Here is a 14,430-nt window from a genome sequence, read left to right on the forward strand (position 1 = left end):
TATAGTCATTTACTTAACCGAGTTAACTGCTTTATCAGCGAAGCTGTTATCGACCAACTCACCAACATCAACCCGTTCATTCAGCTCTCCAGCGCTTTCCATCACGTCAAGCAGGTTGTTCCACGAATCCTCTGACAACGCCGGTGTTTCGGCATAACTCCCCTGCTCCTTGTAACGCTTGATTGAACTGACCAAGATGTCCATATCCGTATCTTTAAAATAAGGAGCGACGGTTTCAGCGATTCCCTCCGGGGTATGAGCCTGAACCCAAAGCTGGGCTTTATGGACCGCATTCGTAAACTTCTGAACGACTTCCGGACGATCTTTCATGTAGCTTTGTTTAGTCATGAATACGGTGTAAGGCAGCCTTCCACTCTCCGTGCCAAAGGAGGCGACAACGTGGCCTTTTCCTTCCTTCTCAACAATAGAAGCTTGCGGTTCGAACAACTGGACGAACTGTCCGGTCCCTGATACGAATGCCGCCGTGATGTTGGCAAAATCCACATTCTGGATCAGCTCCAGATCTTGGTGCGGATCTATCCCGTGTTTGCGCAGGGTGAACTCACCAGCCATTTGCGGCATGCCACCCTTTCGCTGACCAAGGAAGACGCTGCCCTTCAGCTTCTCCCAATCGAATTCTCCGGCGTCACGGGCAACCAGGAAGGTACCATCGGTTTGCGTCAATTGGGCAAAATTAATCACCGGATCCTCCGAGCCTTGCTGGTACACGTAGATCGACGTTTCTGCTCCGACCAGCGCCACGTCGATCGCTCCCGACAGCAACGCCGTCATCGTTTTATCGCCACCCGCCGTCGTTTGCAGCTCCACATCAAGTCCTTCCTCTTTGAAAAATCCCTTTTCCAAAGCGACATATTGAGGGGCATAAAATACGGAACGGGTGACTTCCCCGATTTTCACCTTTTGTGCTTGGCCGCTTCCTCCACAACCGCTTAGGGCTGCTGTCAGGAGAACGATGAGCGCGAGCCATAACACCTTGCGAGCGTTGTTCATACCGTTCACCTCTCCTTCTTCATGGATTTTCATAGCCAACTGATTTCTAGCGGTTGGCCAGAACATACTAAATAGTATGCGATGGCCCAGCAAAAGGTTAAGAGCACAAAAAAGACCGTCCCGGGCGGATTCCGCCTAAGGACAGCCTTTCATGGTTTATGGATTAGATGCCGTAAATACTTTTGAATTTTTGTTCCAGATAATCTGCGAGATAATCCGGGTTCAACTCTTCGCCGGTGACCGCCAGGATGATTTCCGACGGTTTACGGCTCTTCCCATATTTGTAGATTTTATCGGTTAGCCATTCCTTGATTGGTAGGAAATTGCCGTCCGCGATAAAGCCTTCGAACTGCGGCAGCTCCTTCCGCAGCGTGTTCGCGATTTGGGCCGCATACATGTTGCCGAGCGCATAGGACGGGAAATAACCAAACAGACCGCCCGACCAGTGAACGTCCTGCAGCACGCCTAACCCATCGTTGGGCGGCGTCAAGCCCAGATAGTCGCGGTACTTCTCGTTCCACACTTTCGGCAACTCACTTACCGGCAAGGCCTCATTGAACAACAGCTTTTCGATTTCGTAACGGATGATGATATGCAAATTATAAGTCAGTTCATCCGCTTCGATCCGGATTAACGAGTTCTCCACTCGATTGATACCACGGAAGAACGACTCTGGCGTGACATCCTTGAGTTGTTCCGGGAAGTGCTGCTGGAGCTCGCCAAAGTATCGTTGCCAGAATTGCAGGCTGCGACCTACAAAGTTCTCCCAGAAGCGGGACTGCGACTCGTGGATACCCATCGACGTGCCTTGGCCCAGCGGTGAACCGGCCAACTCCGGAGAAACATTTTGTTCATAGAGGGCGTGTCCTCCCTCGTGCAAGGAGCTGAAGATGGCGCTGGTGACATCATCCTGCTTGTAGCTGGTGGTGATCCGAACGTCTCCATGGTTCAGCGTGGTTTGGAACGGGTGCACCGTTTCGTCGATCCGCCCGGCTTCGAAATCGTAGCCGATTTGCTCGAGGAGGAGCCGACTGAATTTCGCCTGCTGCCCCGTATCGAACAGTTGATCCAGGAAAGGCGCTTCCGGTTTGTTCTTCGCGGCAGCTACCGCCTCGACCAACGGTACCAGACGGTTGCGCAGTTGACCGAATACCTGATCGAGCTTCTCGACGGTCAGATCCGGTTCATACATATGTAGCAACGTATCATAACGAGTGGCTTTCGGACCCCAGTAGTCGATAAACTCCTGTGTTTTTTCCACAATTTGCGTTAAATAGGGTTCAAACCCGGCGAAATCGCTGTTTTCTTTGAAATCTTCCCACATCGTTTCGGAGTGGGCCGTGAGTTCGGTATATTCGCGGAATTTCTGCGGCGGAATCTTGACGCTACGGTCGTACTCCTCTTGAACGTCAAGGACCATCCGGCGTTTGACATCATCCAGTTCATTCAGGATGGAAGGTTGATTCAAATAAGCCAAATATTCGCCCATTTCCGCCGAGGTTTGCAGTTTGAAGGCCTCCGTGGACAATAGGCCGATGGTGGCTGCCCGGGTCTCCGCGCCTTTCCGCGGTGCGCCCGTGCGCAAATCCCAATTCATCAGCGCGACCGCTTCCCCGTACCCGTGAATCTTTTGCAGAAGCTCTCGAAAGAGCTCCCATTTTTCAACCGTTTCCTGCTTCATGACAACTCCCGCCTTTACTGGTTAAATTTACTGCTACTCTTGATGATACTTTTAACAAACCGTATAATCAAATTTTAAGCGGACTTGATTCCCTTTTTTTGAGATATTTCATTTTCAGGTAAAGGAGCTGTCCAGTACTCCATATTGTGTCCGAACCCGGCGCTTACGACATTCCGATGGAGAATGAGGGTTGTCCGTTCTGGATCGATAAGATGCAGGCGATCTTTTTCGAAGAAGAGCTTACCCTGAAGGGGGAAGAAAACACCGGTACGTTCCGGTCAGATGGACCCTCTCAATTTTACTAATCGAATATCCCTTTGATTGATCGCCGGTAATCTAGGCGCTATTCGCTACCCAAACCCTAAGGAGGCAGGTCAAATGAATCAGCTGCAATCTATTCTGGATTTTAACCGCAAGTTTGTGGAAGATAAGGAATACGAGAAATATGTGACGGATAAATTTCCCGAGAAGAAGATGGCCATTGTTACCTGTATGGATACTCGGCTTACAGAGCTTCTGCCTAAAGCGATGAATTTACGGAATGGCGACGTGAAGCTGATCAAGAACGCCGGCGCGGTCATCTCTCAACCCTTCGGAAGCGTCATGCGCAGTCTGCTCGTCGCCATCTACGAGCTGCATGCGCAAGAAGTGTTTATTGTCGGTCACACCGGCTGCGGGATGGCCGCGCTGAATTCAGACCGGATGATCGGTTCCATGCGGGATCGGGGAATCAGTGACGACACATTGAACACGCTGGAGAACTCCGGCATTAAGTTAAATAAGTGGTTGCGTGGCTTCGATAACGAGAAGGAAGGCGTGATTCAGACGGTAAATATCGTCAAGAAACACCCCCTGCTCCCTGCCGATATCCCGGTTCACGGGATGTTGATTAATTCCACAACAGGCGAACTGGAACTCGTGATCGATGGGTACCAGCCGCTTAAGTAGTACACGCAACCAAGAGTCGAGAGAACCCGTTTGCCTGGGGAAAGGATGGAGCAACTAGATGACCTATCATTTCGATGAACGATTGCCGCGGCGAGGAACCTACTCCGAGAAATGGGATCTTGGACGGGAGCTGTTTGGAGATCCCGATGTACTGCCTTTGTGGGTGGCCGACATGGACTTTCGATGCGCCCCGGCCATCGTCCAAGCAGTCACCGAACGGGCCAAGCATGGTATCTACGGCTACACGAGCCGGCCTAAGGAATACCTTGATGCCATCACAGGCTGGATGGAACGCCGACATGAATGGAAGGTCGACGCGTCGTGGTTGACCGATACCCCAGGTGTCGTCCCTGCGCTCGGCGTAGCCGTACAAATATTAACCGAACCGGGAGATCGGGTAATCCTGCAATCCCCGGTATATAATCCGTTCTATGATGTCATTCGAAATAACGGACGCGAGATCGCCGAGAATCCGCTGATTCTTGAAGATGGACGTTATCGTATGGATTACGACCATCTGGAGTCGCTGATGCAGGGCGGTGCCAAGCTGATGCTGCTATGCAGCCCCCATAATCCCGGCGGCCGGGTCTGGACCCGGGAGGAACTGGAGCTGCTCGGCGAGCTCTGCTTGAAATACGAGGTGAAGGTCGTCTCCGACGAAATACATGGCGACCTGGTTTTCAAGGAACACCGCCATGTGCCGTTTGCTTCGCTCTCCGAAGCTCACGCCGGCATCACGATCACCTGCGCGGCCCCTTCCAAAACGTTCAACATTCCCGGTCTGTCTACGGCTTATACCCTTATTTCAAATGGTGCAATCCGCAAGTCTTTTGCGGAGCGCATCAAAACGCTGGCTATCGGATCGCTGAACTATTTCGGCCCTTCTGCTACCATCGCCGCGTACACGCAAAGTGAGGATTGGCTGGATGCCGTCTTGGACTATATCCGCGGGAACCGTGACTTCGCGATCTCTTATCTCGCGGAGCACCTGCCAGCGGCGACTCCGATCCTCCCGGAAGGCACCTACTTGCTATGGGTAGATTACCGCGCACTTGGTTGGAGTAAAACTCAGATCAAGCAAGTGATGTATAAAGAAGCCAAAGTCGCTTTTACCGAAGGCTCCGTTTATGGCCGGGATGGCGAAGGTTTCCTTCGGATCAATCTCGCGTGCCCACATTCGTTGCTGCAAGAGGCGCTGGAGCGATTTTGCTCAGCGGTTAAAGCACATCACGTGTAAAGACCAGGTGCAACAACAGGTACCTGAGAACCTAACAAAGCCGGAAAGACCATTGTCTTCCGGCTTTGTTATTTAGGTGCGCCGCATGTACGCGCGAACCGTTATCGGAGCAAACACCGCCACAATGACGGCAGCGCCGACCAATGAAGACACCAAATCCCCGCCTGCGGTCCCTGTGTTAACCAGTTCCCGAACCGCAGTGACCAGATTCGAGATCGGATTCACATTCGCAAACCACCCCAGCCATTTCGGCATGGTTTCGACCGGAACAAACGCATTGGATAAGAACGTCAGCGGAAACAACACGATCATTGAAATCCCCTGCACACTGGATGCGGTCCGTGCAATGACCCCAAAGAAAGCGAATATCCAACTGATCGACCAGGAACAGACGATGACAAGCAGCGCGGCAAGGGCGACGTAACCGAGGCCACCTTCAGGCCGGTAACCCATAAGGTATCCCATTGCGAACGTTAAGACGGTAGCGATGGTGTAGCGGACCGTGTCGGCCAACAAGGCGCCGGCCAGCGGCGCAATCCGGGCGATCGGCAGCGACTTGAAGCGGTCGAAGACGCCCTTCTCCATATCCTCGCGTAATTGCACCCCAGTGACGATTGACGTCGAGATGACAGTTTGCACCAAAATTCCCGGGATAATGACCGGCAAATAACTCAGCACGTCTCCTGAGATCGCCCCACCGAAAATATAAGTGAACATCAATGTAAAAATGATCGGCTGGATCGTCACGTCAAACAGTTGTTCCGGTGTTCGCTTGATTTTAAGTAACCCCCGATACGCCATGGTTAACGAATGGCGGAGGGTTTGACGGAAGCTCGTGTGGTTCTTCAAAGGCCGTGGGGCTTTGGAGTTGACTGCCGTGCTGTTCATGCCATTACCTCCTTCTGATTGAGGACGGATCCGTTCGTTTCTGCAGTGTCTCCTTCGACCCCATGCCCGGTGAGCGTCAAAAACACTTCATCCAACGTCGGCTTTTGTACGCTAAGCTCCGTCAAAGCGATCCCCGAATCGCGTAAGGCGATCAATAAGTCGGTAACTTTATCGGCTTCCGTCAGCGGGGCGGTGATCTTACCGGCTTCCGCCGAAACATTGGTAGCTACCCTGAGAACCTGTTCTACGATCCGGCGAGACTCCATTAAATCCAGCGGGTTGCTGATTCTGAGTTGCAGCGACGAGGCACCAACTGAAGACTTCAATTCGTCGACGGTCCCTTCGGCAATGACCTGTCCTCGATCGATCACGGCGATCCGATCCGCCAGTTGATCCGCTTCGTCCAGGTACTGCGTCGTTAACAGCACGGTCGAGCCCGAAGCGACCAAACGGCGGATCGTCTCCCACATCTGTGTCCGTGTCCGCGGATCCAATCCCGTCGTAGGTTCATCCAGGAAGATGAGCGGCGGCTGCGCGATCAGACTTGCCGCCAAATCCAGCCGCCTCCGCATCCCGCCGGAGAAATGCTTCAGCGGCCGCTTGGCTGCATCGGTCAAGCCGAATTCCTCCAAGAGCTCTGCCGCTTTTTGGCGGGCTTCGCTGCGTCCCAAGCCTAGCAGTCTGGAGAAAATAACGAGGTTTTCCGTAGCACTCAGTGTTTCATCCACCGATGCATATTGCCCGGTCACACCGATCAGTTGGCGGACGATATGCTGCTCCTTGACGACGTCATGACCAAAGATGCGGGCGGATCCCTCATCCGGTCGAAGCAAGGTGGCTAACATGCGGATCGTCGTCGTTTTCCCGGCCCCGTTAGGTCCTAGCACACCGTAAATCTTGCCGCTATCCACCCGCAGATCCACTCCATCCACGGCGCGGTTGGTTCCGAATACTTTTACGAGTCCCTCAGCTTCGATAGCTGGAGCGCTAAGGCCTCCTCTTATGACTGAAGTTTTCGTACTCATTTGTATTATCCTCCTATCTCAAGCCTATTTGATCTACAGATAGGAGGTTAACCGATTTAGGTAAACTGAATTTAAACGATTGGAATGATACCCTAGGATTCCGAGATATATCTTGATTCCGTCTTATTTTTTTTGTTTCTTCAGCTGTTGCATAGCCTGATCGTAAGCTGCTTTACGATAATTCATCGTATCCTGGTACTTCTTCTCTAACTGTTTAAACTGTTTACTATCAAACTCTATCCATGCCATCAAATTTGAAGTGTCGGGTAACACGTCTTCTTTAATAACTCGTCGTTTACGAGCCTTGCAGCATAAGTATTTATGCTGCAATTCGATCTGATTCACTTCAAACCATGGATCGAGACTGGCTCCGAGATTTCCGGCATAAAACGTTTGTTTATGATCATAAAAGGGGTGGTATCCGTAAGGAACCGTAACCACTAAGGTGCCGTCATCCTTAAGTAAGCGGAAGGCTTGTCGCAGCAAAATCGAAGGGTTGGCGAAATGCTCCAGAATCTCTCCCAAAATCACCGTGTCGAAAAGTGTGTTAGTTTTCCATTCAGTGACATCGGTCAAAAGGAACTTTACATTTTCTCGTACCGAGCCAGATTCCTTGGTAAGTTCCCGTTTAGCGTAACGAATGCTCTCTTCCTCCAGATCGATACCGGTGACCCGCAACCCTTCACGTGCCAGCAAAATCGAAATAATTCCCTGGCTGCAACCCACGTCAAGTACCGTGCTGCCAACAACCGAACGACATATCCAATGAACCCGAGCTCGTGTCGCTTCGTGTGATTCTATCGAATTCACAAGACCGTAGTAACGTTCATTTACCCGATCATGTATGACCATCCTGACCACCTCCATTCTTGACATACTTTCCGTCGATTCGATTTAAGCCATAAATTCCTTCAGCACCTTCTGTTGTTCCGCCTTACTCATACGACCTTTAACTGGAAGTTGTCTGGGTAGGGAGTTGTAGTGATGAATAACCTCCACAAAGTTGCGAGGAGTTAGTATTTCGTGAGGTAATTCGATGACATTACCGTGCGTACCTCGGCCTGGAAGCTTGAAGCGATATCCGGACAAATATTCCGATGTCTTGTACAAAAACACATAATAAGGCGGGGAAGTTCGGAACATCGGAACCATTTCTCCATTTATAGAGTCTAACGCGTATCCGTTTTGATTGATCAAAGCGAGTGTACCCGCTTTGGGCCGACAATCAACCAATTGTTGAATGTAAGATTTGTGGTACATATCATCAGACTCCATACGAACGAGATACAAATTTTCGCATGAACCAACAAATTCTTTAATACGCTCCATACCATCTTGAGGCGTCACAAACATTACATTGCGCGGAAGGCGCGGGTACTTGGCCAGAATTTCAATTAGGATGCTCTCGGTTTCTGGTACGATCTTAAAAATCGCCAAAAAATTTTGATTGGTTTGAGCCTGTAGTGACTTCAGAGTAAAGTTGCGGAATATCTCGATTCTTCTCTCCAACCATGTGCGTGTAAGTCGTTGCGGATTAAATCCAAACGTATTGAAATTGCTCTCGATAACTATCTTTTTCGACATTTTTGCCCCTCCTTGTTCTTTAGTCCCACTCCAGCATGTCATGATCATCATCTCGCAAATGCGGGACTACCGATCTTCCACTATATGCTAGAGACAAAACAACGGACAGGACGTATTCCTTAATTGTCGTCGAAAATAGTCAAGAGAACCTTACCCATGAGCATAGTGGTGCAAGCACACAATTCGAAACGCATTTCCAATCATAAACTGGAATAATCAAGCATTTGAAAGGAATGAAATGTCCGATGCACCAAATCTACTTGGAAACTCGAGACTTGCTCAAGAGAATCGAAGACGCTGTCGAAAACCAGAAACCTTTATCATTAGTACGGATTGGCGATGGAGAAAATCTGATCATGTCTCAGAATACAATCTGGCCCCTGTCGAAGGTACTTCAGGAAAGATGGGCGATTAAAGCTAATCGCGGGGAAAAAGGCGTCACATTGCCCAATCTCCCGCTGCGTAACGCTGTGATTTCTTCAGTGAAGAAGGCAACCGTCGTAGGGATTCTACCCGAAGGGGACATCACGATAAATGCGCCGGACTATTTAAAGAGACCCTTAACCGATCAAATCTTTGACCATTACAAAATTCAGCCCTCAAAGATATGCCATGCTGGTGTTAACCGGGAGCTGGCCCGTATGGAGGAGTTCTGGTCGCTCTTATCCGGCCGAAGAATATTAATTATCACGCGAGAAGCTCATAAGATCAAGGAACGGCTCGAAAAGGAACCGTACAAGCAAAATATCGTGCACGCCTTGACTTTTAGTCAGTGGCAGGAATACCGGAATACGATGAAATGGATTATTGCACATAAGCATAGCTTTGACATCGCTTTGATCTCCTGCGGGGTGAGTGCAGTTGTTCTGTCCGAACAGATTGCAGCTCTCACGGGTAAGGTGGCACTCGATTTCGGCAAGGCGACCAATATTATCCTAAAAGGGCGCCCCAATTAAGGATCGGGGCACCCTTTTCTATTGCGACTCTATTGCGATTTCTTCAAACGGTTTACTTCCCGATGCGCATCACACGATCTGCCCAGTCCTGATAGAAGGACTGTTCGTGGGAAACCAGCAGTACGCTGCCTCGAAATTCAATTAATGCTTGACGCAACGCTTCCTTAGCTTCCTGATCCAAGTGATTGGTCGGTTCGTCCAGGATCAGAAAGTTGCAAGGGGTTAGCAGCAACCGGCATAACTTCACCTTGGACTGTTCCCCGCCGCTCAGCGTTTCGATCGCTCGTGACGCCAGCGTCTGATTGATCCCGCAGCGGGCCAAATGTTTGCGGATATCCTTCCCATCTAAATCAGGACGATAGTTAGAGATATATTGGATCGGCGTTAGAACCGGATTCTCCCAAGCGAGCTCCTGTTCAAAATAGCCGGTATGCACACGATCCGCAAAGCGAGCGTCTCCGGACACGGGAGCCAGCCGCCGAACCAACGTGTTCAGCAGCGTCGATTTGCCGATACCGTTAAAGCCCGTGATCACGAGCTTTTGACCACCTGGCACCTTGAAACTAAGCGGCGGTAGCAGCGGCTGACCATATCCGACCACAAGTCGGCGTGTCTCTAACGCGACCAGGCCGGGTGCCGCCAGCTCTTGAAATCGGAACGCCGGAGGATGAGTCTGGAGCGGCGGTCCCAGACGGTCCATCCGTTCCAGCTGCTTGCGTCGACCTTGGGCGATTTTACTATTAACGCCAGCAATATTTTTGCGGATATAACTTTCGGTGGATTCGATCTTCTTCTGTTGTGCTTCATAACGTCGTTCGTAATCGCGCCGCAAATGTTCCTTCTGCCGTACAAATTCATTGTAACTTCCCGGGTATTTCCGGATTGAACCAAACTCAATATCACAGATGCAGTTCGTGACCTTCTGGAGGAACGAAGCATCGTGAGAAACAATGACGTAGGCGCCCCGGAATGCAACCAACGCGTCGGCCAGCCATTCCACATGTTCCCGGTCCAGGAAATTGGTTGGCTCATCGAGCAGCAATACATCCGGCTCACTGAGCAGCAGCTTAGCTAAAATGACACGGGCCCTTTGCCCGCCACTTAACTCCGACATCGTTCGCTCTATCCCCATCGCATGAATGCCTAGGCCCATGGCGGTCTGTTCAATTCGGCTGTCGATCCCGTAGAAATCGCCGGCCTCCAGCTTCTCCTGACATGACGCCGCCTGCTTCAGCTTGCTTTCATCCCCCGTGTTCGCAACCTCCCGATAAATTTCGGTCATCTTCCGTTCCAACGCGTACAGCTCTTCGAAGGCGGTTTGCATATAGCTGCGGATCGTGATGTTTCCCGGAATTCGGGCATATTGATCGAGATGCCCCAGACGTAGACGCGGTTGCCATTTGATGAGGCCTTGATCGGGTATCAATTCGCCGGTTAGCATGCGAATCAATGTGCTTTTTCCCGCACCATTCTGTCCGACGAGTCCCATATGTTCTCCTGCATGTAATTCCAACGATACCTCACGGTAAAGTTCCTTGTCCGCGTAATGATGGGTAATGCCGCTCATTTCTAATAAACTCATGTCAAAGACCTCTCTTCTGTAGGAATAAAAAAAGCAGAGAAACAAGCGCCTAACGGCGCCAGTCCTCTGCTCTGGGGAACCCCAAAAAAACACAAAGGACCAAGGACAAAACATTGTCCTTGGTCCTTAATTCATGCATAGATCGATTTAAAGCCGCACTTGAATAAGCGTAGGTTCTTCTCCCTATGCAATCCGCGCCTAGCTTTAGATCGATGAATGCAGGAAGCTAAGCTTCCCGATTAAGCTCCGCACAATGCTTCATCCTGAACATGTGTACGGAGCGAAGTTCCCTAACGAGTTTGCCATTTTGGAGATAAATCATGGATAACACCAACCTTTCCATAAATCCCCTTCATTTTAGCATAAAGACCCTTCACTTTCACGTCCTTCTCAAATCAACATGCGATAATCTCACAAGGAGGCTTCCGGTGCGCGGACTCCGACATCGTCGTCAACCCACTTCTCCGGGTACAACGCTGGATTGGTCTTGGATCCCAACAATTCCAAAATGACCTCGCGATCGTCAAACGGGATCCGCTGGTCCTTTACGATCAGATGAGTCTCATGTCCTCTGCCCGCAATAACGACGCAGTCTCCGGGACGTGCAAGTTCAATGACCTGCGAAATAGCCTCCCGACGGTCCACGACGGCCGTATAACCGTTACTGGGGATCGGTCCTCCCTTCACCCCTTCCAACATATCGCTTAGAATTGAGTCGGGTTCTTCCGAACGGGTATTGTCCGACGTAAAGATTGCGAAATCTGCGTAAGATGCCGCTACTCGGGCCATGATCGGGCGTTTCATCCGGTCCTTGTCCCCTTCGCACCCGCATACACAGAACAATCTGCCTTGTGTCATCGTCTTAGCGGTTTGCAGCACATTCTCCAATCCGTCCGGATTATGGGCGTAATCCAGGATAATGGTAAAATCTTGTCCGGCGTAAATCGGTTCGAATCGCCCCGTCACCCCTTCAAACATTTCCAGGCTCTGTTTCACCTGCTGAAGCGGTATTCTCTCCGCCAAGCTTACCGCGATGGCCGCCAGAACGTTATATACATTAAACATCCCCAGCAGCTTCAAATCTAGATGGGTCCATCCCTGAAAGGTATCCACCCGTAGTGACGTTCCATCCGGCTTCATCTGGATTTCACTCGCACGAATGTCAGCGTCGTTCTGAATTCCATATGTGATGACCTGGGCAGCGGTTTTGCGGGCATACAAGGGGGATACCGGATCATCCGCATTGAGAATTGCAACCTTCGACTCATCCCCGTAGGCGCTGCCCAGCTGTGAGAACAGCAGTGATTTCGTATCGCTGTATCGTTCCATCGATGCGTGATAATCCAAATGGTCATGCGTGACGTTTGTCAAAACCGCCGTGCGGAATTGGCACCCCCTTACCCTGCCCATATCCAGGGCGTGAGAAGACACCTCAACCACCGCATACTCCGCGCCATGTTCCAACATCGTGCGGAAATTTCGCTGCAACATGTGGGACTCCGGCGTGGTATTTACGGTCTGTTCCCTGTAGTTCCCGATTCGCATATACAACGTACCAATTAGTCCGGTTCGTTTATTATTTTCATTAAAGATATGTTCGACCAAATGGGTTGTCGTCGTTTTTCCGTTTGTGCCTGTAACCCCAATTAGCTTTAACCGGCTTGTCGGCTGGCCATAGAATACATCCGCCAGAATGGCCAATGCCCGCCGCGCATCTGGAACCTGCACGATCGTAATGTGAGAAGGGATATCTGTCAGCTCCTTCTCTGTGATCAACGCGATTGCGCCGGCATGAACCGCCTGAATAGCAAACTCGTGCCCATCATGGACGGTACCTGGCAAGCATACAAACAAACACCCTTGCATCACTTGCCGCGAATCGATTTCGATTCCGCTGATGTCCAGTTCAACCTCCCCCTGCACTTGTTTGATTAACAGCGGATTCAACAGAAGGTTCAGCTTCACATATTCCCCTTCTTTCCTAGTCCTGAACGCCTTTGTGGTTACATGTTGCCCGCCAAAAATCCGGTTTATTCCCCATAATTCGACTTGATCACCAAGATCCTCCTTGCGGAATGCCTAGCTCAATTAAAAATGCAGGCCCCTTACGGGCCTGCTTGATATCATGAGGAAGCCGAAGATTCCTGCACAGCCGGTTTGCCAGCTTCCAGCAGCGGTTGGTTGCGTCCGAGAAAGATGGATAGGAACAGAATTAGAACGCCGGTGCCGATTAACAGCCACTCGATATCAACCGCATCGGCGATCGGGCCGAAGATCAGCATTCCTATCGGCATCATCGACGTGGAGATCATACTGAATACGCCAAAAATTCGGCCCATATAGTTCTCATCGACTTTTTCCTGAATCATCGTCATCGTCGGGGTATTAAAAGCCGGCATCGCCACGCCAAACAAGGCCATAAACGCCAAGTAGATCCAAAAGACAGGGACGATACCTAGCAAGAACGTGCACACGCCCATGAGAACGGTAGCTAAGGTCATTGTATGGACCTTGTTCCGAAAACCTCCCCATGCCGCAATCAGCCCCCCTCCTGCCATCATCCCCACGGAAAAGGCGATTTCGATCGCCGTGAGCCGCCAAACCTCATCGCCAAAGCTCCGAGTGACCTGAAGCGGGGTTAAGAAGGCGGCCGGGGCCATCAAAATAAAGAAGACTGCCATAAACTTAAAGAAGGATTTCAAATAAGCTTGTCGACCTATGTATGCCAAACCTTCTTTAAGATCGTTGAAGTAACTGGTCGAGGGTTGGTCGGAGGCTTTGGGATGAGACGGTATCCGAAAATAAAGCAGCAACGTCAGTATCGCAATCGCCGCCGTAACCACATCGATGAAGAAGATCGCTTCGATTGTCGCTATGGTAAGCAGCGCGGCACTGACGATCGGGGAGACAAACATAATTACCGCCTGGATGCTTCCGTTGATCCCGTTCACCTTGGTCAACCGGTCAGCAGGTACGATCTGCGGCAAAATGGCCCCAACTGCCGGTGTCTGCACGCCCGAACCAAGCGCCCGGATTGCGGCGATCGCGAACAACAACCAAGCCTCTTTGTAGCCAAAAAGAAACAGGATTGCCATCACCAGCGTGGACATTGCAATCATGCCATCCGCCAGCATGATCAAGACTTTCCGGTTGTATCGGTCTGCCCAGACCCCCGCCACAGGAGATAATAGAAACGTCGGGATGAAACCGCATAGAATGTATAGGGTCATCATGATCCCCGATTTAGTATTCAGCGTAATGTACCACATGATGGCATACTGCACTAGCGAAGAACCAAACAACGAGATAGTTTGACTGCTCAGAAAGAGAACAATATTCCTTCTCCACTGTTCCTTCGGTGCCGATTGAATTGACCTGTCTGCGTTATTCACGGCCATCCCCTTCCAATTCATTCATTTAGGTATTATTATACTTTAATCGAACCTGATTCCCCAAACAATGGAATAGATGACTATAAAAAAAATAACCCCGTTCGCCGGGGTTAGGCAGAAGATTAA

At 50.6% G+C, this 14,430-nt stretch carries 13 protein-coding genes; 4 read left to right on the top strand and 9 right to left on the bottom strand.

Annotated elements, in window-relative coordinates:
* Positions 1 to 9 precede the first annotated feature (9 nt).
* Together M0651_RS06690 and M0651_RS06695 are read right to left on the bottom strand one after the other, a co-directional pair.
* On the bottom strand, positions 10 to 1,011 hold the full coding sequence (locus M0651_RS06690; protein WP_248551063.1) for an ABC transporter substrate-binding protein: 1,002 nt from the start codon (positions 1,009 to 1,011) through the stop codon (positions 10 to 12).
* A gap of 163 nt (positions 1,012 to 1,174) precedes the next feature.
* Positions 1,175 to 2,692: a carboxypeptidase M32 gene (locus M0651_RS06695; protein WP_248551064.1), complete on the bottom strand. Its 1,518-nt coding sequence runs from the start codon at positions 2,690 to 2,692 to the stop codon at positions 1,175 to 1,177.
* 146 nt (positions 2,693 to 2,838) lie between these two features.
* Between M0651_RS06695 and M0651_RS24250 the strand changes: the two genes are divergently transcribed.
* The 3 genes from M0651_RS24250 to M0651_RS06705 all read left to right on the top strand — a co-directional run bounded on the left by M0651_RS24250 (position 2,839) and on the right by M0651_RS06705 (position 4,877).
* Positions 2,839 to 2,997: an iron-sulfur cluster biosynthesis family protein gene (locus M0651_RS24250; protein WP_372490893.1), complete on the top strand. Its 159-nt coding sequence runs from the start codon at positions 2,839 to 2,841 to the stop codon at positions 2,995 to 2,997.
* A 73-nt stretch (positions 2,998 to 3,070) separates the two neighbouring features.
* Entirely contained in the window at positions 3,071 to 3,640 is a 570-nt protein-coding gene (locus tag M0651_RS06700) for a beta-class carbonic anhydrase (RefSeq protein WP_248551065.1), read from the top strand.
* A 58-nt stretch (positions 3,641 to 3,698) separates the two neighbouring features.
* Positions 3,699 to 4,877 carry a MalY/PatB family protein gene (locus tag M0651_RS06705; RefSeq protein WP_248551066.1) on the top strand — a complete coding sequence of 393 codons (1,179 nt, stop codon included), beginning with the start codon at positions 3,699 to 3,701 and terminating at the stop codon, positions 4,875 to 4,877.
* A 72-nt stretch (positions 4,878 to 4,949) separates the two neighbouring features.
* Here M0651_RS06705 and M0651_RS06710 read toward each other — a convergent pair whose 3' ends face one another.
* The 4 genes from M0651_RS06710 to M0651_RS06725 form a co-directional block, all read right to left on the bottom strand.
* Positions 4,950 to 5,765 (bottom strand): ABC transporter permease, encoded by an 816-nt coding sequence (locus tag M0651_RS06710; protein WP_248551067.1) that lies wholly within the window; start codon positions 5,763 to 5,765, stop codon positions 4,950 to 4,952.
* A complete protein-coding gene (locus M0651_RS06715; RefSeq protein WP_248551068.1) occupies positions 5,762 to 6,790 on the bottom strand; it encodes an ATP-binding cassette domain-containing protein in 1,029 nt (342 codons plus the stop codon). The genes M0651_RS06710 and M0651_RS06715 overlap by 4 nt, the downstream gene beginning before the upstream one ends.
* A 123-nt stretch (positions 6,791 to 6,913) precedes the next feature.
* Complete coding sequence (locus tag M0651_RS06720; protein ID WP_248551069.1) at positions 6,914 to 7,642, bottom strand: class I SAM-dependent methyltransferase; 729 nt, start codon at positions 7,640 to 7,642, stop codon at positions 6,914 to 6,916.
* Between the two features lie 42 nt (positions 7,643 to 7,684).
* The gene (locus tag M0651_RS06725; RefSeq protein ID WP_248551070.1) at positions 7,685 to 8,374 is read right to left on the bottom strand and encodes a glycosyltransferase; all 690 of its coding nucleotides are present in this window, start codon (positions 8,372 to 8,374) and stop codon (positions 7,685 to 7,687) included.
* Between the two features lie 245 nt (positions 8,375 to 8,619).
* On the opposite strand from M0651_RS06725, the gene M0651_RS06730 reads away from it, so the two are divergent.
* Positions 8,620 to 9,330, top strand: a complete 711-nt coding sequence (locus tag M0651_RS06730) for a GT-D fold domain-containing glycosyltransferase (protein ID WP_248551071.1) — start codon at positions 8,620 to 8,622, stop codon at positions 9,328 to 9,330.
* Positions 9,331 to 9,382: 52 nt separating this feature from the next.
* Here the strand turns inward: M0651_RS06730 and M0651_RS06735 are convergent, their stop codons facing one another.
* The 3 genes from M0651_RS06735 to M0651_RS06745 all read right to left on the bottom strand — a co-directional run bounded on the left by M0651_RS06735 (position 9,383) and on the right by M0651_RS06745 (position 14,304).
* A complete protein-coding gene (locus M0651_RS06735; protein ID WP_248551072.1) occupies positions 9,383 to 10,912 on the bottom strand; it encodes an ABC-F family ATP-binding cassette domain-containing protein in 1,530 nt (509 codons plus the stop codon).
* Between the two features lie 411 nt (positions 10,913 to 11,323).
* Positions 11,324 to 12,877 (bottom strand): UDP-N-acetylmuramoyl-L-alanyl-D-glutamate--2,6-diaminopimelate ligase, encoded by a 1,554-nt coding sequence (locus M0651_RS06740; RefSeq protein ID WP_248551073.1) that lies wholly within the window; start codon positions 12,875 to 12,877, stop codon positions 11,324 to 11,326.
* 158 nt (positions 12,878 to 13,035) lie between these two features.
* Complete coding sequence (locus M0651_RS06745) at positions 13,036 to 14,304, bottom strand: MFS transporter (protein WP_248551074.1); 1,269 nt, start codon at positions 14,302 to 14,304, stop codon at positions 13,036 to 13,038.
* Positions 14,305 to 14,430 lie beyond the last annotated feature (126 nt).

It is taken from the genome of Paenibacillus mellifer, assembly GCF_023195895.1.
Taxonomy (GTDB): Bacteria; Bacillota; Bacilli; order Paenibacillales; family Paenibacillaceae; genus Fontibacillus; species Fontibacillus mellifer.